The sequence below is a fragment of the Mesorhizobium sp. M1396 genome, assembly GCF_040317725.1.
Classification (GTDB): domain Bacteria; phylum Pseudomonadota; class Alphaproteobacteria; order Rhizobiales; family Rhizobiaceae; genus Mesorhizobium.
In genome coordinates, this window is record NZ_JAMYLA010000001.1 from 149,650 (window position 1) to 169,768 (window position 20,119).

General features: G+C 64.6%; 21 protein-coding genes and 1 pseudogene. 10 read left to right on the forward strand and 12 right to left on the reverse strand.

All coding sequences use genetic code 11. The features are described from left to right. Positions 1–4 precede the first annotated feature (4 nt). From NKH02_RS00715 to NKH02_RS00740, 6 genes are read right to left on the reverse strand one after another with little or no spacing between them, the layout of a single operon-like run. Positions 5–1,264, reverse strand: coding sequence for an ABC transporter substrate-binding protein (locus NKH02_RS00715; protein WP_352875643.1), 1,260 nt, complete (start codon positions 1,262–1,264; stop codon positions 5–7). Positions 1,265–1,313: 49 nt separating this feature from the next. Beyond that, positions 1,314–1,742 carry a DUF4440 domain-containing protein gene (locus tag NKH02_RS00720; RefSeq protein ID WP_352867368.1) on the reverse strand — a complete coding sequence of 143 codons (429 nt, stop codon included), beginning with the start codon at positions 1,740–1,742 and terminating at the stop codon, positions 1,314–1,316. Beyond that, complete coding sequence (locus NKH02_RS00725; protein ID WP_352875645.1) at positions 1,739–2,794, reverse strand: aldo/keto reductase; 1,056 nt, start codon at positions 2,792–2,794, stop codon at positions 1,739–1,741. Before NKH02_RS00725 ends, NKH02_RS00720 begins: the two co-directional genes overlap by 4 nt. After that, positions 2,791–3,144, reverse strand: a complete 354-nt coding sequence (locus NKH02_RS00730; RefSeq protein ID WP_352875647.1) for a TIGR04076 family protein — start codon at positions 3,142–3,144, stop codon at positions 2,791–2,793. The genes NKH02_RS00725 and NKH02_RS00730 overlap by 4 nt, the downstream gene beginning before the upstream one ends. Position 3,145: 1 nt before the next feature. Then, a complete protein-coding gene (locus NKH02_RS00735; RefSeq protein ID WP_352875648.1) occupies positions 3,146–3,628 on the reverse strand; it encodes a DUF3830 family protein in 483 nt (160 codons plus the stop codon). After that, the gene (locus NKH02_RS00740) at positions 3,625–4,359 is read right to left on the reverse strand and encodes a GntR family transcriptional regulator (RefSeq protein ID WP_352867377.1); all 735 of its coding nucleotides are present in this window, start codon (positions 4,357–4,359) and stop codon (positions 3,625–3,627) included. The genes NKH02_RS00735 and NKH02_RS00740 overlap by 4 nt, the downstream gene beginning before the upstream one ends. Before the next feature lie 127 nt (positions 4,360–4,486). On the opposite strand from NKH02_RS00740, the gene NKH02_RS00745 reads away from it, so the two are divergent. Genes NKH02_RS00745 through NKH02_RS00765 form a run of 5 tightly spaced genes read left to right on the forward strand, consistent with a single transcriptional unit; the run spans position 4,487 to position 9,219 of the window. After that, positions 4,487–5,287 (forward strand): ABC transporter ATP-binding protein, encoded by an 801-nt coding sequence (locus tag NKH02_RS00745; RefSeq protein WP_352875650.1) that lies wholly within the window; start codon positions 4,487–4,489, stop codon positions 5,285–5,287. Then, positions 5,284–6,033 (forward strand): ABC transporter ATP-binding protein, encoded by a 750-nt coding sequence (locus NKH02_RS00750; RefSeq protein ID WP_352875652.1) that lies wholly within the window; start codon positions 5,284–5,286, stop codon positions 6,031–6,033. Before NKH02_RS00745 ends, NKH02_RS00750 begins: the two co-directional genes overlap by 4 nt. Then, complete coding sequence (locus tag NKH02_RS00755) at positions 6,030–6,938, forward strand: branched-chain amino acid ABC transporter permease (protein ID WP_352875654.1); 909 nt, start codon at positions 6,030–6,032, stop codon at positions 6,936–6,938. Before NKH02_RS00750 ends, NKH02_RS00755 begins: the two co-directional genes overlap by 4 nt. Next, the gene (locus tag NKH02_RS00760) at positions 6,935–7,918 is read left to right on the forward strand and encodes a branched-chain amino acid ABC transporter permease (protein ID WP_352867410.1); all 984 of its coding nucleotides are present in this window, start codon (positions 6,935–6,937) and stop codon (positions 7,916–7,918) included. Before NKH02_RS00755 ends, NKH02_RS00760 begins: the two co-directional genes overlap by 4 nt. Beyond that, positions 7,915–9,219 (forward strand): NAD(P)/FAD-dependent oxidoreductase, encoded by a 1,305-nt coding sequence (locus NKH02_RS00765; RefSeq protein WP_352867388.1) that lies wholly within the window; start codon positions 7,915–7,917, stop codon positions 9,217–9,219. The genes NKH02_RS00760 and NKH02_RS00765 overlap by 4 nt, the downstream gene beginning before the upstream one ends. Positions 9,220–9,223: 4 nt before the next feature. On the opposite strand, the pseudogene NKH02_RS00770 reads toward NKH02_RS00765, so the two are convergent. The 4 genes and pseudogenes from NKH02_RS00770 to NKH02_RS00785 form a co-directional block, all read right to left on the reverse strand. Further along, positions 9,224–9,943, reverse strand: a pseudogene (locus NKH02_RS00770) (GntR family transcriptional regulator). Then, entirely contained in the window at positions 9,894–11,201 is a 1,308-nt protein-coding gene (locus NKH02_RS00775; RefSeq protein ID WP_352866885.1) for an aspartate aminotransferase family protein, read from the reverse strand. The pseudogene NKH02_RS00770 and the gene NKH02_RS00775 overlap by 50 nt, the downstream one beginning before the upstream one ends. Then, on the reverse strand, positions 11,202–12,260 hold the full coding sequence (locus NKH02_RS00780; RefSeq protein ID WP_352875656.1) for a phosphotransferase: 1,059 nt from the start codon (positions 12,258–12,260) through the stop codon (positions 11,202–11,204). Further along, on the reverse strand, positions 12,257–13,552 hold the full coding sequence (locus NKH02_RS00785; RefSeq protein ID WP_352866915.1) for an ArgE/DapE family deacylase: 1,296 nt from the start codon (positions 13,550–13,552) through the stop codon (positions 12,257–12,259). Before NKH02_RS00785 ends, NKH02_RS00780 begins: the two co-directional genes overlap by 4 nt. Here NKH02_RS00785 and NKH02_RS00790 point away from each other — a divergent pair. Beyond that, complete coding sequence (locus tag NKH02_RS00790; protein WP_352866918.1) at positions 13,475–13,660, forward strand: hypothetical protein; 186 nt, start codon at positions 13,475–13,477, stop codon at positions 13,658–13,660. The genes NKH02_RS00785 and NKH02_RS00790 overlap by 78 nt on opposite strands. A gap of 103 nt (positions 13,661–13,763) precedes the next feature. Here NKH02_RS00790 and NKH02_RS00795 read toward each other — a convergent pair whose 3' ends face one another. Then, entirely contained in the window at positions 13,764–15,410 is a 1,647-nt protein-coding gene (locus NKH02_RS00795; protein WP_352866882.1) for an acetolactate synthase large subunit, read from the reverse strand. Positions 15,411–15,646: 236 nt separating this feature from the next. Next, positions 15,647–16,555, reverse strand: coding sequence for a LysR family transcriptional regulator (locus NKH02_RS00800; RefSeq protein ID WP_352875658.1), 909 nt, complete (start codon positions 16,553–16,555; stop codon positions 15,647–15,649). 102 nt (positions 16,556–16,657) lie between these two features. On the opposite strand from NKH02_RS00800, the gene NKH02_RS00805 reads away from it, so the two are divergent. The 4 genes from NKH02_RS00805 to NKH02_RS00820 all read left to right on the forward strand — a co-directional run bounded on the left by NKH02_RS00805 (position 16,658) and on the right by NKH02_RS00820 (position 20,117). Beyond that, complete coding sequence (locus NKH02_RS00805) at positions 16,658–17,647, forward strand: zinc-dependent alcohol dehydrogenase family protein (protein WP_352875659.1); 990 nt, start codon at positions 16,658–16,660, stop codon at positions 17,645–17,647. Positions 17,648–17,880: 233 nt separating this feature from the next. Further along, on the forward strand, positions 17,881–18,174 hold the full coding sequence (locus NKH02_RS00810; protein WP_352866913.1) for a TFIIB-type zinc ribbon-containing protein: 294 nt from the start codon (positions 17,881–17,883) through the stop codon (positions 18,172–18,174). Positions 18,175–18,245: 71 nt separating this feature from the next. Further along, positions 18,246–19,235 (forward strand): Tim44 domain-containing protein, encoded by a 990-nt coding sequence (locus tag NKH02_RS00815; protein WP_352875660.1) that lies wholly within the window; start codon positions 18,246–18,248, stop codon positions 19,233–19,235. Positions 19,236–19,565: 330 nt separating this feature from the next. Continuing rightward, positions 19,566–20,117, forward strand: a complete 552-nt coding sequence (locus NKH02_RS00820) for a MaoC family dehydratase (RefSeq protein WP_352875661.1) — start codon at positions 19,566–19,568, stop codon at positions 20,115–20,117. Positions 20,118–20,119 lie beyond the last annotated feature (2 nt).

The following is a 20,119-nucleotide window of genomic DNA, read 5'->3' on the forward strand; positions in this document are numbered from 1 at the left end:
TGTCTTACTGAAGTTTCGCCTGCAGGGCGTTGACGTCGTCGGTGGTCATTTCGCCGTCGGTCGCTACCTTGCCGTCGACGATCTTCCACAGCCGGAACGGGCCGGTGATGTCGCCATATTTGTCGAAGGCGACCGGGCCGATGACGCCTTCGTAGCGGATCGGCTTGCCGTCCTTGATCAGGCCGAGCGCCTTGGCGAATTCTTCCTTGCCGGCAAAGATCGGCGTGCCCGCGGGATCGACCGCCTTGTACATCGCGTCCTTGATCTTGGCCGGATCCTCCGAACCGGCAATGGCGATGGCCAGACCAACGATGGCGCCGGCGTCATAGGAACGGTCGGCCGCCGGATTGGTCGGTTCGATGCCGGAGAATTCCTTGTAGTTCTTGGTGAAGTACTCCGTCGAAGCCGTCGGGCTGGTGCCGGACGAGGTGCCGTAGGCTTCCTTCAGATAATCCGCGCCGACGGACTCGATGAAATCAGGGCTGTTCATGCCGTCATTGAGCAGGAACTTCTGCACGCCGCCTTGCGAAATCCAGGTGCGGGCAACCGTTGCGCCGTCGACCGGCGTGCTGACGAGATAGAGCCCGTCCGGTTCGCCGGCCATCGCCGCCGTGACTTCCGAGGCATAGCTCGACTGCTTTTCATTGTAGGGCGTGTCGGAGACGATGGTGCCGCCGAGCGCTTTGTAGGCGCGCGAGAATTCGGCCACCATGTTGACGCCGAAATCGTTGTTGACATGGATGATCGACAGCTTCTTGAAACCCTTGTCGATGGCGTATTTGGCGGCGGCGACACCCTGCAGCGCATCCGAGGTGATGGTGCGGAAGAAGATGCCGTTGGTCTTGCCGTCGCGGCCGAGCGCCGTCAGCGTCGGCGAGGAGGACGCGGGCGACACCTGGACGATCTTTGCAGGTGCCGTGACCGAGGTCAGGATCGGGATCGACACCGACGAGATGATGCCGCCGATGATGACCGGGACTTTCTTGACCTGAACCAGCTGGGTGGCGGCGTCGACCGCGATGTTGCCCTGGCTCTGGCTGTCGCGCGTATCGGTGACGAGATCGCAGCCGCGCACACCGCCGGCGTCGTTGATGTCGCGGAAGGCCATCTCGACCGACTTGGCGCCAGCCTGGCCATATTCGCCGGCCGGGCCGGTCAGCTCCATGACGAGGCCGACGGTGATCTTGCAATCCGCGGCCTGTGCCGCACCCGCCATCGTCACGAGAGCAAGTGCCGTGGTGAGTTGAAGTATCGTCTTTGTCATTGTTGTTCCCCTTTCGTTACTCAACTGTATTTGATCTCTGGAGCCTGTTTCAGCATTCCGGCACCTGCAGCCAGGTTTCATGCAGATGTCGCCATTCGACCCCGTTGGGCGCCGATGAACTGGTGGTGAAGACGGCACTCGACTGGCGGCGGCTGTGCTTGCCGCCGCGCAGCTGTGCCTCGACGTAAAGGACGACGATCGTGTCCGCGTCCTGCCAGCCGGGCCGGATGTCCTCGATCGAAATGGCAAAACCGTCGTCGCAAGAGGCGCGGCTCGAGCGGACATGGTCGACGACCGCTTCGCGATCGAGGACCTGCCCGTCCGGTGCCACCATGCTGAGGTCTTCGCCCATGGCGCGTTCGAAGCGGCCGAAGTCCACCGTATTGGCTCGCGCGGCGACGAACCAGTCGACGAAGAAGCGATGCAGGTCGATGACCTCGGCGCTGGCGCGTGAAAACAGGGAGGGTTCGCCGCTCATTTCTTCCCCGCATTGAGGTTGTAGTGCATGATCGAGCCGTGGCGGCCGTGACGGTCGCGCTCCAGCGTGTAGACGTCTCCCTCGAGGCCGGTGCCTTGTGCGATGACGGTAGCAATCCGTGCCCGGTCATCGGCGTCGAGCGCAACGTCCATGATTTTCGCATTGGCCAGCGCATGCGCCTGGTTGCGGGCGCCGACGATGACAGCCGCCACTTGCGGCTGCTCCAGCACCCAGGCGCTGGCGATGGTGGCGATGTCAACGCCGTGGCGGTCGCCAACGGCCTTCAGCGCCTGAAGCAGGTGCTGGAATAGGTCCCAGCCGCCGAAATCGTCGATGATCAGCTTGTATTTGACCAGCGAACGGTTTTCGAGCGGCGTGGCGGGCTCGGCCGCACCGAGCCATTTGTCGCTGAGGAAGCCGCCGGCGACGGAGCCGTAGCAGAGGAAGCTGACGCCGTTCTGTTTTGCCAGTGCCGCCAGGCTGTTGCCCGGCCGCTGATCGAGCACAGAATATTGCAGTTGCTGGCTGACCAGCGGGATGCCGGCGGCGAGGATTTCGGCAAGCCGCGGCGTGTCGAAATTGGTGGTGCCGAGATTGCGCACCTTGCCTTCCAGCCGAAGCTCGTCGAGCCAGCCCATAGCATCGACGTAGCGGGGCTGCGCATAGTCCCACCAGTGGAACTGCACGAGATCGAGCCGCTCGGTCTTGAGCCGCCGTAGCGACTGGTCGACGATCCCCCTGATATAGTCTCGGCTGATGCTGGCCAGCCGTTCGAGGTCGGGCACCAGCTTGGTGTGCACCTTCATCCTGGCCGCGACGTCGAGGCCGCGCTCGCTGGCCAGCCGCAGGCGCGCCGCGCCAATGAGCTCCTCGACACCGGTGTAGATGTCGGCGCAATCATAGGTCCAGATGCCGGCATCGAAGGTGGCGATCAGATCGGCAACTGCTTGGCCGCGGTCGATGGCGCCGTGGCCGCCGGCCAGCTGCCAGCCGCCGCGGATGACGCGCGAGATTGTATAGCCGGGGCCGAGTTCGAAGGACTTGGCGATCATGTCAGGTCATCCTCCTTCGGCAGCGGCACGGCCGTGGTCTCGGCATGGCTGAACCGCCGCTTGGCCACCCTGACGATCCGGAGCCGGCTGGCGCAATTGGGGTCGGGACAAGCGATCTCGGCGTCAGAGGTCATCCAGTCGTTCGCGTGGGTAGGGCGCTGCTTCGCCGCCAGCAGCGGCAGCACGGCGGCGAGCGAATAGATCGAAAACCCCTGCCCTGCCGGCATCGACAGCATCTCGCCCTTGAGCTCGAAATAGTCGCCGGCCTTGGCGCCGCAATAGATCGGTTTGCCCTCAGGAATGACCGCCTCGACGCGAAGGTCGAACAGCTCGAAACTGTCGTCGGCCATTTCAGGCCTCCACCAGGCTGAAAGTGACGTCGCAGGCGCCATTGCGCCGGATCACCCCACATGCGGCGGCGAACTGATCACGCTCTTCGGCGCGCACTTGCGCCACCACGCTGCCGGCGAGCCAGCCGATCGGAAACAGCAGCCGCGCGCCCTGCCCGTAGTAGAGGCCGATGTCGAAGATCGCATTGGGGTTGCCGCCCCACATGCGCGGCGGCACATAGGACAACACGATGTCGCCAGGCTGCGGTGTCAGCGTGGCGTTCTCGGCCGGCAAAGGCCTGGCAAAGGCCTGGCCCTCGAGATCGGCCGCCGGAACCGGACAGGAGATTTCCGGCCCTGTCCACATCGCGTGGATGCCAGGGACGACACGTGGCGTGCCGAGGTACGCCGAGAGGAAGGCGGCGTTCTCCGGCGCCTTCCCAGGCAGCAGGAGCGCAGTCACGGAAAGCTGCGAGCGCGGCTCGGTGATCCTGATGGAGGTCATGTCTGGTCTTTCGCGGCGACAGCCTGCAGCTTGCTGCGCAGGAAGGTGAAGGGTCGGCTGATGTCGGCGACCAGCGATTCACGCGCCGCCTGCGCATCCTGCGTGGACAGCGCCGTGACGATGCGGCGGTGATACTGGGCGGTGTCGACCTCGCCGGCTTCCGAGAAGGCGTAGATGGCGACACGGATGCAGGGGCCCGATTGCAGCCACAGGCTCTCGATCATCGGGATCAGCACGGCCGAGCCGCAGGAGCGGTAGATCTCGAAGTGAAAGCTCTGGTTGAGCGTCACTTCGCGATCGACGTCCTTCTTGTGTTTCAGCGCCCGCATCTCGTCCCATTCGCCGAGAATGGTTTCGATGGTGGCGATCTGGCGCGGACCCATGCGGGCGGCTGCCAGCGCGATCGCCTCGCCCTCGATCAGGATGCGAGCGCGCAAGAGATCGTCGAGGCGCTCCAGCGTGATCGGCGGCACGCGCACCGAGCGGTTGGGCAGCGCCTCCAGCGCCTTTTCCGTGATCAGCCGGCCGAGCGCCTCGCGCACCGGCATGGTCGAGGTGACCAGCGCATCGGCCAGGCCACGGATGGTCAGCACCTGGCTTGGTTCGAACAGGCCGCCAATCAGGGCACGGCGCAGTTCGGAATAGACACGATCCTGCACCGTTTCGCGGCCGACCGGCGCCAGTTGAGCCGCGATCGCCTCGTTGTTCTTTTCGATGGCAGCCTTTTGCATGGAATTCCGTTCTTGGCCGGTTTTCGGCTTGCGGACGAGATTAAAGCCGAATAGCGTGATCAAAGCAAGTGTGATCACAAATCAATAATCAGGAGACGGCAACGATCGTCTTCGGCCAGAGGGTTTGATGAGCGAGGCAACCAGACGGCAAGGGCAAGAAACCCGTGCTCCGGTTCTGACGGCAAGGAACGTCGTCAGGCGGTTCGGCGGCCTCGTCGCCGTCAACGATGTCTCGTTCGACGTCAGGGCTGGAGAAATCCTCGGTCTCATCGGCCCGAACGGCGCCGGCAAGACGACGATGTTCGATCTGCTCGCCGGCAGCATCCTGCCGACCGGCGGCGAGATCCTGCTCAATGGCACGCGCGTCTCCGGGGAAGCCGCGCATCTGCGCATCGGGCGCGGTCTTGGCCGTACCTTCCAGATCCCGCGCCCGCTGCCCAACCTGACGCTGATCGAAAACATCATGCTGGCCGCACAGGGCCAGGCCGGCGAAAAGCTGCTCGCCAATTTCGTCACCCCGTGGCGCGTGGCGGCGCAGGAACGAGCAGCCAGGACAAAGGCGCTCGAACTGCTGGAGCTCGTCACCCTCACCCATCTCGCGCATGAGCCGGCGCGCGTGCTTTCCGGTGGCCAGCGCAAGCTGCTCGAACTCGCCCGCGTCATGATGGCCGATCCGGCGATCATCCTGCTCGACGAACCGGCGGCGGGCGTCAACGCAACGCTGCTCGAAGTCATCATCGACCGCATCCGCGATATCAACGCGCGCGGCATCACCTTCCTCTTGATCGAGCACAACATCGACATGGTGACACGGCTCTGCCATCGCGTCCTGGTCATGGCGAGCGGCCAGTTGCTCAGCGAAGGCACGGCGGAACAAGTCGCCCGCGACCCACGCGTCATCGAGGCCTATCTCGGAGGCGCCGCATGAGCGCGACCGTCCTCGATGTCCGCGATCTCGAAGCCGGCTACGAGCCCGGAGTGCCGATCGTGCGCGGCGCCTCGATCACCGTCGGCAAGGGCGAGATCGTCGTCGTCCTTGGCCCCAACGGCGCCGGCAAGTCGAGCTTCATCAAAGCCATCGCCGGCCTCGTCCCGATCACCGGCGGCACGGTGTTTCTGGACGGCAAGGACATCACCGCCTCGCCGGCCCACACCATGGTGCGGCTCGGCCTGGCGTTCGTACCGCAGACCGAAAACATCTTCCCGCTGATGTCGGTCGAGGACAATCTCAAGGTCGCCTGCGGCATCCTCGAGCGGCGCGAAATCCCCGCCCGCATCGAGGAGATGTATGCGGCCTTCCCCGACCTCGTCCGCCAGCGGCGGACCGCCGCCGGCAACCTTTCAGGCGGACAGCGGCAGATGCTGGCCGTCGCACGGGCGCTGATCGTCCACCCCAAGGTGCTGGTGCTCGACGAACCATCGGCCGGTCTGTCGCCGAAATTCGTCTCGATGGTGTTCGAGATGCTGGCCGGCATCCGCAGATCCGGCGTCACCATCCTTTTGGTCGAACAGAATGCAAAGGCAGCGCTTGCCATCGGCGACCGCGCCTATGTGCTGGTCGAGGGCAAGGACCGGCACGAGGGCGTCGCCTCCGAACTGTGGAACGATCCGGTCGTCGCCGAGCTCTATCTCGGCCAGCGACCCCGTAAGTCCGACACAGGAGGTGGGGGATGAGCCTGCAATTCGTCGTCGACGGACTTTTGACGGGCTCGATGATCGGCTTGGGCGCGATCGGCGTGACGCTCACCTATTCGATCCTGCGCTTCTCGAACTTCGCCCATGGCGATTTCATGGCCTGGGGCACCTATGCGACATTGGCCGTCGTCAGCGCCATCGGCGCGACCTTCGGCAAGGTGGCGCCGATCGCGCCGTTGTCCTTCGGCTGGCCGCTCATTGTCGCGCTGATCGTCGGCATGGCCTTCACCGCCCTCTTGGCGCTGCTGCTCGACAGGGTACTGTTCGCGCGGCTTCGCTCGCAAGGCCAGGCGATCATCGTGGTGATGGCGAGCTTCGGCGCCTCGATGGCGCTGAGAAGCCTGCTCGAATTCACCTTCAGCTCGCGGCCGACTTATTTCAGCCGGGCGATCCAGATCGCCATGCCGGTCGGCTTCGGCATCCGCATCACGCCCGACCAGATCGCCTTGCTGCTGCTGACCGCGGTGCTCGTGCTCGGCGTGCATCTGTTGATGACGCGCACGCAGACCGGACGCTCAATGCAGGCCTTGAGCCAGAACGCGGCGCTAGCCCGCATCGTCGGCATCGACGTCGCCAGCGTGGTGCGCGTCACCTGGGTCATCGGCGGGGCGCTCGCCTGCGTGGCCGGCGTGATGATCGGCATTCTGGTGCAGATCCGCCCGTTCATGGGCTTCGACATGCTGCTGCCGATGTTTGCCGCCGCCATTCTCGGCGGCATCGGCAGCATCCCAGGGGCGGTGCTCGGCGGGATGATCATCGGGCTGGCCGAAGCCGGCGCGGTGCAATTGATCGGCGCCGAATGGCGCGCCGCGATCTCCTTCATCATCCTGATGGCGGTGCTGTTCGTGCGGCCGATCGGCCTGTTTGGTGTGAGGGAACGCTGATGGACCTGCTTGGCTACGGCGCCTTCTTCCTGACCACCGCGCTGATCTTTTCGCTGGTCACGCTGGGGCTCAATTTGCAATGGGGGCTGACCGGCCTGTTCAATGTCGGCCTCGCCGGCTTCGTCGCCATCGGCGCCTATACATCCGCGCTGCTGACGACACCGGACGACGCTGCACGACTCGGCGGCTTCGGCCTGCCGATCCTTGCCGGCTGGGCGGGCGCCATGGTCGTCGGCGGTATCGCCGCGGCGCTTACCGGCATGGCGACGCTGCGGCTCAGGTCCGACTATCTGGCGATCACCACCTTTGGCGTTGCCGTCGTCGTGCAACTGGTCGCGCTTAACGCGCAGAAACTGACCGGCGGCCCATTCGGCATCGGCTTCATCCCGCGCCCCTTCGGCGGCCTTGCCGAAACACCGCTGCTGTTCAACCTGTCGAACCTCGCCGTCGTCTCGGCCGTGACGCTGATCGCCTATCTCGCTTTGGAGCATCTGTCGCGCAGCCCGTGGGGACGCGTGCTGAAGGCACTGCGCGAGGACGAGCGGGCGGCGATCTCACTTGGCAAAAGCGCTCGTTTCTACCGCGTCCAGGCCTTTGCCGTCGGTGGCGCGATCATGGCGCTGGCCGGCGCGCTGCAGGCGCATTTCACCGGCTTCATCGCGCCGGACAATTACCTGCCGATCCTGACCTTCCAGGTCTGGGTGATGCTGATCGTCGGCGGCTCGGGCAGCAATCTCGGCGCCGTCATCGGCAGCATTCTGGTGTGGGCGATATGGGCCGGATCGGGCACGTTGACCAGCGTGCTGTTCCCGCCCGAACAGCAGGCGCGCGCCGCCGCGCTGCAGATCGCCGCCATCGGCGTCATGCTTTGCGTCATCCTGCTGATCCGGCCAAACGGCCTGTTCGGCGACAGGCCGCGGCTGCCATGGTTCGGCAAGCGGGCGAAGATCGCTCAGGCCAAGAGCAGTTCCGGGTCATGAACGCCGTGGTCCGGCAGGAAGCCCATGACGCTTCGCTCTGGCATGCGGTCAGCCGCAATCGCCGCGAGCGGCCGGCGCTGCAAGGCGGAGACGATGTCGATCTCGCCATCGTCGGCGGCGGCTTTTCCGGCCTTTCAACCGCGCTGCACGCCGCCGAGAAAGGCCTTTCCGTCGCCGTTCTCGAAGCCGAAATCATCGCCTGGGGCGCGACGGGCAGGAATGCCGGCTTCGTCGTGCCGAACTTCGCCAAGATGGACCCGGCCGACATACTGGCCCATCTCGGGCCTTCGCGCGGCGAAAGGCTGATCGATTTCGCCGCCGGCAGCGCCGATCTGGTGTTCCGCCTGATCCGGCAGCATGGCATCGACTGCGACGCGGTGCAGAGCGGATGGATCCAGCCGGCGCATTCGCCTGCGGCCTTCGAGAAGGTCAAGTCACGTGCCGGGCAATGGGCACGGCGTGGCCGGCCGGCAGTCACATTGGATCGGCAGGATGTCGAGGCACTGACGGGCGTGCCGGGCTATGCCGGCGGCTGGATGGATCATTCTGGCGGCGTGCTCAATCCGGTTGAGTACGCGCGCGGGCTCGCCGATGCGGCGGAGAAAGCCGGCGCGAATATCTTCGAGCGGACGCGCGTCACTTCGGTCGATCGCATCGCCGATGGTTGGATGCTGAAAACGCCGGCGGGATCGGTGCGCGCCGCCAAGGTGTTGATCGCCACCAACGCCTATGGCTGGTCCCTCGATCCGTCATTGCAGCGAACCTATTTCCCGCTGAAAGTCTTCCAGATCGCGACAGCGCCACTGCCTCGTGAAGTACGCAGCCGGTTGCTTCCCGGCGGGCAAGGCGTCGGCGACACCAGGCGCAATCTGTTCACCTTCCGCTTCGACGCCGAAAACCGGCTGATCAGCGGCGGCATGCATATACTCGGCGCCGGCGCCGACACGCGTGTACCGCAGACGATCTGGCGAAGGCTTGGCCGGCATCTCGGTCTGCCTGACCTGCCACCGCTCGCCTATAGCTGGTCGGGAATGGCCGCGGTCGAACCGGATTTCCTTCCGCATCTGATCGACCTCGGTCCCGGCCTGATCGCCGGTCGTGCCTGCAACGGCCGTGGCATCGCCATGACGACGGCAATGGGCAAGGTGCTGGCCGACTGGGCCTTTGGAACCGACGCCCGCGACCTGCCGCTGCCCTTCGCGCCGCCGGCGCCGATCCCGTTCCACGCCATGCTGCGGCATGCGCCCAACATGTTGCTCGGCTGGAGCATGCTGCGCGACCGGTTGGACAGGACGAGCTAGGCAGTCACTTCACCTTGCCAAGGTTTGCCGACAGAACCGCAGCCGCCATGGCGATGTCCTCTTCTATGAAAATCCGCACAGTGGAACCGCTGCGCTGCTCCAGTGCGGCAACGATCTTGCGATGCGCGTCATTCGGCTGCGGGATGTAGCGATCGGCCTGCATCAGCAGCTTGAGATAAGGCCCGACCCGTCCCCAGAGATCGCGGATCATGTTCAAAAGGATCGGCGCGTCGGCGTGCTGGTAGATGGCGAAGTGGAAGGCCTCGTTCAGCGTCAGCTAGGCCCTGGCGTCGCCGGCCTCGATGGCACGCTGCATGCCGGCAAGGGTCGCCTGTATGTCAGCCAGCCCGCTTTCGCTGATCCTGGTCGCCGCCATCTCGCCCGCCAGCCCCTCGACGGCGATGCGGATGCGCGTCAATTCCTCGAAGGCGGGCGCGGACAGCAAGGGGACGATGACCGAGCGGTTGTTCTGCATCTCCAGAAGCCGCTCGGCGACAAGCCGTTGCAGCGCCTCGCGGATCGGTGTCGTCGAGATGCCGAACGTCTCGGCGAGCTTGCGGATGACCAGTGTCTGGCCCGGGCTGAAGCCACCGGAAATCAGCTCCTGCTTGAGCGCGCCATAGGCGCGGTCATTCAGGGTTTGATGTTCGAGCTTCAGCATGCGTTCGGCCCGCTCACCAGTTCGACAGGGCGCGATCGAGCGTCTCGGCCAGCTGCTCGGCATTGTCCCTGGCAAACGGCAGAGGTGGCCTGATCTTCAGCACATTGCCGCGCGGACCGCTGGACGAGATCAGAACGCCGTCCTCGCGCATGGCTTCGACAACCGCTGATGTCTTGGTGGCAGCCAGAGCCTCGCCGTCCGCTGTCAGCTCGACACCGAAATAAAGGCCGTTGTGCCTGACATCGGCGACCGCGCCATGCCGGCTTTGCAGGGTGCGCAGCAGGTCAGCCGCATAGGCGCCAACATCGCGCGCATTCGCGATCAGCCCCTCGCCTTCGATCACGTCCAGCACGGCGAGGCCGACGGCCGCCGCGACCGGATTGCCGCCGAAAGTGTTGAAGTAGCCGGTGTTCGAGCCGAAGGAGGCGACAAGCCGCGGCCGCACGAGCACGGCGCCCATCGGATGCCCGTCGCCGATCGGCTTGCCCATCGTGACGATGTCCGGCTCGATGCCATAGTTGGCAAAACCCCACATGCCCTGGCCAAGCCGGCCGAAGCCGGACTGAACTTCATCGGCGATGACGATGCCGCCGGCCTTTTTGACTATATCGGCCGCCTCCCGCATCACCGCCGCATCGGGAAAGAAGATGCCGTCGCTGGAAAAGGCCGAGTCGAGAAGCAGCGCTGCCGGCTTGATACCTTTTGCGCGCATGTCCTCGATGGCCGTGGCGACGTTCTTGGCGAAATCATGCGCGGCACGGCCATGGTCGCGGAACGTGTCCGGCGCCGACACGGTCCGATGCTGCGCGGGCACGCCCTTTGCCCCGACCGCCGCGGGTGACAGTTGCGCCGTCGCGATCGTGGCGCCGTGATAGGCGAAATCGGTGATGATCACCCCGGTGCCGCCGCTGGAATTCTGGGCGATGCGGATGGCGAGGTCGTTGGCCTCGCTGCCGGTGCAGGTGAACATGGCGTGGCCGAGATGGGCCGGAACGGTGCCGAGCAGTTTCTCCGCGTAGTCGAGGATGATTTCGCTGAGATAGCGCGTGTGGGTGTTGAGCGTCGCGGCCTGCCCCGACAGCGCCTCGACCACGCGCGGATGGCAGTGCCCGACCGAGGCGACATTGTTGTAGGCATCGAGGAACTTGCGGCCCTGGGCGTCGTAGAGCCACACGCCGCTGCCGCGCACCAGATGGATCGGGTTGCGGTAGAAGGCGCGGTAGGTCGGCCCGAGCAGCCTGGCTCGGCGTTCGAGCAGCGCGCGCTCCGATGCCGTCGCGTCGGCATTTGCAGGATATGGCGAGGACTGGGACACGAGCATCTACTCCGGATTGGAATGGTCGAGGAAATAGCGGCGGGCGTCAGTGGACGAGAGTTCGTCCAGCCGTTCGAGCGAGGCCCACACTTCGGTGGCGAGACGCAGCACATAGTCGCGCTTGGCCGGGAAGCGCTCCGCCTGCCAGCTGGCGATGTTGGCGATGAGCGCAAGACGGGCCCGGATCAGATCGAAGAGAATGCCGATCTCTTCGGCCTCGAGCGGCTGCACGGATTGATAGCCGGCGACGAAGCGCGCGGCCGGCGCCAGCGGATGACCTTCCGCCGGCCAACGGTAGACGGCGCCGATGGCGAGGTCGCAGATCAGCGGCGAATGGATCATGTCACCGAAATCGAGGATGCCGATCACGACTTCCGGCCGCGAAGCATCCATCACCACATTGTAGGAGTTCATGTCGTTGTGGACGATCTGGGCGCGCAGTTTCGGTATGACCGGCGCCGCATGCTCCTCGAAGGAGTCGATTGCGCGCTCGACCATGGCCCGCCGGCCAGCGTCAGGGATATGCGCCATCATCGGTCGCGTCTTGGCGACCTTGCGGATATCCCAAAGCAGGTCGCTGCCGGCGGCCGGATGGAAGAAACCGCGCAGCGCCCGGCCAAGGCGAGCGAGAAAAATACCGAGATTGCGGTCCTGCGCCGCTGACGGGGGTGAGCGCGACAGCAACTGGCCGGGCAGATAGGTGACCAGCCGGATGATGCGCGGCGCCGATCCACCGACGCTGACCGTGAATTGCGCCTCGCCCTCAAGGCTCTTGCGCACCGAGGGAACCGGCAAGGCCGGGTCGACCGCGAGGATGTGGTCGAGCGCCTTGTTCTGGAAGTCGGTGAAGCCGGCCTCTTCCGCCGGATGGGAGATCTTCAGGACGAACTCGCCCTCGCCGTCGGTCTGGATATGGAAGTTGTGGTCGCGTTCGCCAGGCAAAGGACGCGCGGCGCCGGTGAGCCCGTAGTGCCGGCGCAGGATGGCGAGCGCGTCGGTGGTCGAGACGTCAGGCGCGTCCTCGGCGAGTGTTTCGCCGAAAGCATCGGACATCGCGGCGCTCATGACCTGACCTCGGGATCGATGGGTTCGAGGCCGCACCAGTCGGCAATGAACAGGGCGATCGTCTGGGTGACCTTGCGCACCGAGTCGAGATCGACTGCCTCGTCATAGCCATGCGGCATGCGGCAGATCGGGCCGTAGACGATCGCCGGCGTGTCGGCGTAGAGGCCGAAGAAACGCGCATCGGTCGTCGCCGAGGTGACGTGTTCGGTCAGCGGCTCGCCCCAGACGGCGGTGTGGCTGCGGCGCAGCACAGCCTCCATCTTGTCGGCGCCCTCCAGCACATAGCCCTCGGCCATGAAGCCATTGTAGGTGAGGGTCGGCGGGCGATTGGCCGGGTCGGCGCGGGCCGCATCGGCGATGCAAGCCTCGAGCTCGGCTCTCGCATCTTCGAGCTTCTGGCCGGGATAGGTGGCGACGCGCATCTCGAAGACACAGCGCGCCGGAACGCTCGACGTCCACTCGCCGCCTTCGATCTTTCCGAGGTTGAAGCGGATCGGATGCGGGTGGCCGTGGAAATGCTTGTCATCGACCTTGCGCGCGTTCCAGACGATTTCGAGCTGCTTCAGCGCCTGGATGATGACGAAGGCCTTTTCGATGGCATTGGCGCCGGCGGAGAAAGCCCCGGATGCATGCCGCGGATCGCCGTCGACCTCGACCCGGAACCAGATCGGACCGACCTGTGCACGCATCAGTCGCGGTTCCAGCGGTTCGGGAATGAAAGCGGCGTCGGCGCGGTAGCCGCGCTGCAGACAGGCGAGCGCGCCATTGCCGGTGCACTCCTCCTCGACCACCGACTGCAGGTAAACGTTCGCGGCCGGCTGGTAGCCGAGACTGCGCAAGGCGGTCAGCGCATAGCGGCAGGCGGACAGGCCGGCCTTCATGTCGCCGGCGCCGCGGCCATGCATCCAGCCATCTTCGATCGCCGGATCGTAGGGGTCGCGCACCCAGCGGTCGAGCGGCCCCGTCGGCACGACGTCGATATGGCCGTTGAGGATCAGCGAGCGGCCCAATGCGTTTCGCGGCGTATGCGTGGCAACGACATTGAAGGCATCGTCATAGGAGACTGCCACGGGTGAAAAACCCGGCAGGTCGCGAATCGCATCGACATCGACGCGCCACATGTCGACCGCATAGCCATCCGCTTCGTACGCGGCGGCCATAAAGGATTGTGCGGCATGTTCCTCGCCACGCTGTGAGGGAAAACGCACGAGGTCTTGCAGAAACGCGACCTGTCGCGCGAAGCCGTCATCGACCGCGCTGAGAATGGCCTCGTCCGCAACCCGCTTAGGCATCATATTTCACTTTCACTTGTCGGCAAGGCGGCGGCCGACGGCATCGGCTACGAGATCGCTAGGGATTTCGGCACCATCGTACCGGTGACGCCTTACTGCAAGGTCTAGGAACTTCGGCTGCGCGGCACATCGAGCCTTGTCCATGCCACGCAGCCATCCGGCGGCCGATCTGGATAGGTCGACAATCCTGGTGGCGGCGTTGCCGCCGCCGTCAGGGCGCCTGTGTCGTCGGCAGCCGCTCGCGCAACTCGTCGACAAGCACCCTTATGTTTTCGGAATAGTCGATAGGCACGACGACGAGATGCACGCCGCCGCCGGCGAAGGCCTGTTCCAGCGCTGGCCGCAATTCGGCGATCGCGCCAACCCTGGTCCCCTTGGCGCCATAGGCCTCGGCGTATTTCACGAAGTCGGGATTGCCGAAGGTCATGCCAAAGTCCGGAAACTCGTCGACCGCCTGCTTCCAGCGGATCATGCCGTAGGCGTGATCCTCGAGCAGCAGGACGACGAGATTGAGCTCGAGCCTGACGGCGGTCTCCATTTCCTGGCTGTTCATCATGAAGCCACCGTCGCCGCAGATGGCCATGACGCGGCGCTGTGGATAGAGCAGTGCCGCCATCATCGCCGACGGCAAGCCCGCGCCCATGGTGGCCAGCGCATTGTCGAGCAGCAGCGTGTTTGCCATCCGCGTCCGGTAGTTGCGCGCGAACCAGATCTTGTACATGCCATTGTCGAGGGAGAGTATGCCGTCCGCCGGCATCACGGCGCGAACGTCATGCACGATGCGCTGCGGTGTGAAGCGATCTTCGGTAGCGCGCGCGGCGATCCGGCTCAAAATACCCTCACGCAGCGGCAGAAGGGCCTGCGCGTTGGGGATATTGCCCTCGATGCGGTCGGCCAGCAGCGCCAGCGAAGGCCCGAGGTCGCCGACGATTTCGGCCTGTGGGAAATAGACCTGCTCGACATCGGCCGTTTGATAGCCGACATGAATCACCTTCGGCCCCTTCGCCCCCATGATGAAGGGCGGCTTCTCGACCGTGTCGTGACCGATGGTGATGATCAGATCGGCCTGTTCGATGGCCTCGTGCACATAGTCGCGCTCCGAAAGGGCTGCTGTTCCCATATAGAGCTCGGTGCCGCCGGGCACGGTGCCCTTGCCCATCTGCGTGGTGAAATAGGGAATTTGCGTGCGCAACACGAACTGCGCGAGATCGGAGGTCAAGCGCGGCCGCGACGCCGCCGCGCCGAACATCAACAGCGGACGCCTGGCTTCCATGATCATACGGGCGGCGCGATCAAGCGCGCCCGGGCTGGCCAGCGGCAGTTCGACCGGGTGCGTCGGCACCAGTGCGATCGGCTCGCACTCCGCCGCTGCGATGTCTTCCGGCAGTTCCAGATGCACGGGCCCCGGTCGCTCTTCCTGGGCGACACGGAAAGCTTCGCGCACCAGCGACGGGATCATCTTCGGCGAGACGATCTGGCGCGACAGCTTGGTCAGCGGCTTCATCGCCGCGATGATGTCGACGATCTGGAAGCGCGCCTGCCGGGATGACAGGATGCCTTTCTGGCCGGTGATCATGATCATCGGCATCGCGCCGAGCAGCGCATAGGCCGAACCGGTAGAAAGATTGAGCGCACCTGGGCCAAGCGTGGTGATGCAGACTCCGGGCTTGCCGGTCAGCCTGCCATAGGTGGCGGCCATGAAGGCAGCCGCCTGCTCGTGGCGGGTCAGGATCAGCTGGATCGAGGAGCGGCGGATGGATTCGACGATATCGAGATTTTCTTCGCCCGGAATGCCGAAAATCCGTTCGACCCCTTCGTTCTCGAGGGCCGCGACGAACAAATCCGAACCTTTGGTCATAAACCGTCCCTCCCGCAATGCGCTCATTCAGTCGGCCACTTTCATATGGCACTGGAACGCGACGCATATGGCACTGGAACGCGACGCCTCAAAGACCCAGAGCGTGCACTCTTTCATCGGCTTTGCAGAAGCAAGCTGAGGTGTGTCCTTGTTGTCGACGCGTGGCGGCGACGAACTGATCGTCGACCGTGCCGAGGTCAAGGAACATCGGCGCGATCTTAACCGAGAGGCGGACGCTACGGCCAGGCCATCATTTTCGGCAGGGCGGCGGCCAGCGCATCGACGGCAAGCCGCACCTTCAGCGGCAGATGCGGCGTCTGCGGCCAAAGGGCGTGGCAGTCGTAGAGGTACCGCGGCTGGTCCGGCAGCAGCGCGACCAGCGCGCCGGTCTGAATGCGGTCACGCACCAGCCAGTAGGGCAGCCAGGCGACCCCCATGCCCTCGGCAGCCGCGTCGCCTATGGCATCGAGATCGTCGAGCCGCAACCGGCCGGTCGGCATGATCTCCTGCGTCGGTTGCGCCTCGCGCGCAAACAGCCAAGGCTGAACGATCTGGCCGAGCCGGCGGTAGACGATGGCATGATGGTCAGCGAGATCCTCGATCCGCAGGGGTTCGCCGTGACTTTGGAGATAGGCGGGCGCGGCGCACACGACCATATCCTGGCGAGCGACGCGACGGGCGATCACCCCCGCCTTGTCGTCCAGGGTACCGGTGCGAATGGCAAGGTCGTAGCCGTCCTCGGCGAAATCGGCGAAGCGGTCGCTGAGCGACAGGTCGAGTTCCAGCATCGGATATTGCCGCGCCAGCCGCAGCAGCACCGGCGTCACGCAGTGGCGGCCGAAATGCGCCGGCATGGTGACGCGCAGCTTGCCACGCAGCTCCGAGAACTGGTCGGCGGCGAGCGCATCGGCGGCCTCGGCCTCGGCCAGCACCACCCGGCAGCGTTCATAATAGGCGCGTCCGAAGTCGGTCAGGCTCTGCCGGCGTGTGGTCCGGTTGAGCAGCCGCACACCCAGCCGCTCCTCGAGAAACCGGACATGCTTGCCGACCATCGGGCCGGATAGGTCGAGCGCGATCGCCGCCGCCGCGAATGAGCCGAGGTCGACGGCTTTGACGAACACGGCCATGCTCTCAAGCCGATCCATATTCAAAACTCCTGGTTCCTACTGTTCTCCCTTTACAGCCATTTATCCCCGACGAGCCTAGCTTCATAGCTCATTCGGTTCAGATGATTTGGAGTCTCCCGAATGGTACGTGTGGTTCGCTTTCACCAGCATGGTGGTCCCGAGGTTCTGCGCATCGAGGATGTCGAATTGCCCCGGCCGGGTCCGGGCGAAGTTCAAATCCGCGTCAAGGCGCTCGGCCTCAATCGCGCCGAGGCGCTGCTGCGCGCGGGCGCCTATATCGAGACGCCCACCCTGCCTTCCGAGCTTGGCCTGGAGGCGGCGGGTATTATCGAGGCCGTGGGCGAAGGCGTGAACGACTTTGCACCGGGGGACGCGGTCAGTGTCATCCCGCCGCGATCGATGGTTCGCTGGCCAGCTTATGGCGAGGTGGTCACCTATCCCGCCAGGCTCATCGTCAAGCATCCGCCGTCGCTTGACTGGCAAACGGCGGCGGCCGTCTGGATGCAGTATCTCACCGCCTATGGCGCGCTAATCGATATTGCCAGGCTTAGCGGTGGGGATGCCGTTGTCATCACCGCGGCGTCGAGCAGTGTCGGGCTTGCGGCGATCCAGATCGCCAACAGGGTCGGCGCAACCGCGATCGCGGTGACACGGACATCGGTGAAGAAGCAGGCGCTGCTCGACGCCGGCGCGGCACATGTCGTGGTCACGGCCGACGAGAACCTGGCGGCGCGATTGAACGAGATCGCCGGACCGCAAGGTGTGCGCGTCGTCTTCGATGCGATCGGCGGCCCGATCTTCGAGCCGTTGACAGCGGCCATGGCGCGTGGCGGCATCCTGATCGAATATGGTGGCCTCAGCCGCGAGCCGACGCCGTTCCCACTGTCCGCCGTGCTGGGCAAGACACTGACGCTGCGCGGCTACCTCGTCCACGAGATCACCGGCAACCCGACGAAACTGGAGGCCGCCAAGGCGTTTATCCTCGAAGGACTTGGGACTGGGGCTCTAAAGCCGATCATCGACCGGACCTTTTCGTTCGACCAGATCGTCGAGGCGCACCGCTACCTGGAGTCGAACGAGCAGTTCGGCAAGATCGTGGTGACGATCTGAGATCGTGGTGACGATCTGAGATCGTGGTGACGGTTTGAGCAGAGATGGCGAACAAATCAACATTGCCGGCAACATCGCCCTTGAAGGCACGGCTCCGCACTCCTAACTGTCCCGTGCGGGCCGGGCCCCTCTGACACTCGCTTTTGGCGATTGTGATGTCGGACCGCTTTAACGGGCCCGTTTCCACCCTTTTCGGTCAAGCGGGCTCAATCATTTTTGGTTTGGAGCCCCACATGACATCTTCCCTCCTTGGTATGGTTTGCCCCTCCTGCCGCGTCGCGCTCGTGATGAGCGAACGCCAGGGTATCGAGATCGATTACTGCCCGCAGTGCCGCGGCGTCTGGCTTGATCGAGGTGAACTCGACAAGATCATCGAGCGTTCCGGCAGGGAGGCGTCGCCAGCACCGCAGCCGGCAGCATTCTCCCAGCCGCAACAGGGCCAGGGGCGCGATGACGATTATTCCCGCTCGCAGGGCCACCGCTATCCGAAGCGGAAGAAATCATTCTTCGAAGAGTTGTTCGATTGACCGCATGACGCCCGGCACCCGGGCCGGCGTTTGCTGAAACTTCAAAACCGCATCGATAAAGGTCCATCCCGATGATTTCCCGCACAAGCCGATTTGCAGTCCTCTTTGCGGGACTGTTCCTCGCATTCTCCATGGTCGCGATGGATCATGCCGAGGCCCGTCGCGGCGGCAGTTTCGGCAGTCGTGGCATGCGTACGTTCCAATCGGCACCGCCGACCAGAACCGCGCCAGCGCCGACCGCTCCCGTCGAGCGTTCGATGACGCCCAACGCCGGTGTGAACAACGCGACCCGGCAGCCGCAGGCCGGCTTGCAGCGGCCGGGCTTCATGAGTGGCCTCGGTGGAACGATGATGCGCGGCCTGCTGCTAGGCGGCCTGATCGGCCTGCTCGTCGGCCAAGGCTTCGGCGGCCTCGCCGGCATGTTCGGTTTCCTGCTTCAGGCCCTGCTTATCGGTGGCGCAATCATGCTGGCCATCAGGTTCTTCCGCTCGCAATCCGCGCGCGGTCCCGCCCCTGCGCTGGCCGGTGCCGGCAATGCCCAGGCGTCGAGATTTGAAAGCCGCGCAACGGCAGAGCCGCAGGCGAGCACTGCACGCCCTTTCACGATTCCCGGCTTTGGCGGCGGTTCGGGAGGCTCTCCGGACACCGGTTCCGAGGAGATCACGCTGGCCCAGACCGACCTCGACGCATTCCAGCAGTTGCTGACTGATGTGCAGGAAGCATTCGGCCGCGAAGACCATGCCGCTCTGCGCCGCGCAACGACCCCCGAGATGGTGTCCTATCTGTCGGAGGAGTTGGCCGACAATGCCCAGAAAGGTCTTAGGAACGAGGTAACGGACATCACCTTGCTGCAGGCCGACATCGCGGAAAGCTGGCGCGAGGATGACCGCGACTACGCCACGGCCGCATTGCGCTACGAGTCTCGTGACGTGACGCGCGAACGGTCCAGCGGCAAAGTCGTCGAAGGCGACGATGACCACCCGACGGAGACGACCGAGTTGTGGACATTCGTGCGTGAGAATGGCTCGAACTGGAAGCTCTCGGCAATACAACAGGCTTGAGCTGAGTGCGAGCCTCGATACGGCTGCGTGCGGGCGCTCAGCGCACCAACGGACAGCCGCGTGCCGATCTCTCTGGCGTGCCCGGTATCGCGGTCCAGGCTGCTGACAAATACCAGACAATCTTTGCGCATGAATTCCTCCCTCCCCGCCGCCTCTTCGGGCGCGCGGGAGCGGCTGAACTTTCGCCTCTTCGTGCTTGCATCGCAATCCCATATGTGAAAAGAATATTTACAAGAGAAGATTGACGGGAGGAGACGTCGTGCATTCAGGCGCCTTGACGCGTGTTCAAATGGCTGCGCGGAACCTCCTCCCGAACTGGCAGAGCCAGCCATGAACGATTTCGCGCCCACGGTCGGCGTCGCCTCGACGCACCCCGAAAACATGCCGGCGGATCATGCCGCGCTGCCGGTGTGGAATGCCGAAAACTGGTTCTACGAGGACTGGCCGGTCGGCCAGAAGATCCGTTCGCTACGGCGCACGATGGCCGAGGGCGACAGCCATTTGTTCAACACGCTGGTGCTCGACATCCACCCTTATGTGCAGGACCAGATGTTTGCCGAGAGCGAAGGGATTTTCGGCAAGCGGCTGATCGCCGGCGCTTTCGTCTTCTCGGCCGGCCTCGGGCTGGTCGCCACCAATTGCATCAACGCCTTTTCCTATGGCTACGACAAGCTGCGTTTCATAAAGCCTGTCTTCATTGGCGATACGATCTATTCGATCCGCTCCAACCTCGACAAGAAGCCCCGCTACAAGGAGATGGGGCTGATCCGCGCCAGCTATGAGGTGTTCAAGGGCGAAGGCGAGCTCGTTCTCTACTGCGAGCACCTGCAGACGGTGAAGTACCGCAACCCCGTCGACTTTGTCGGCAAGACGGAGAAATAACG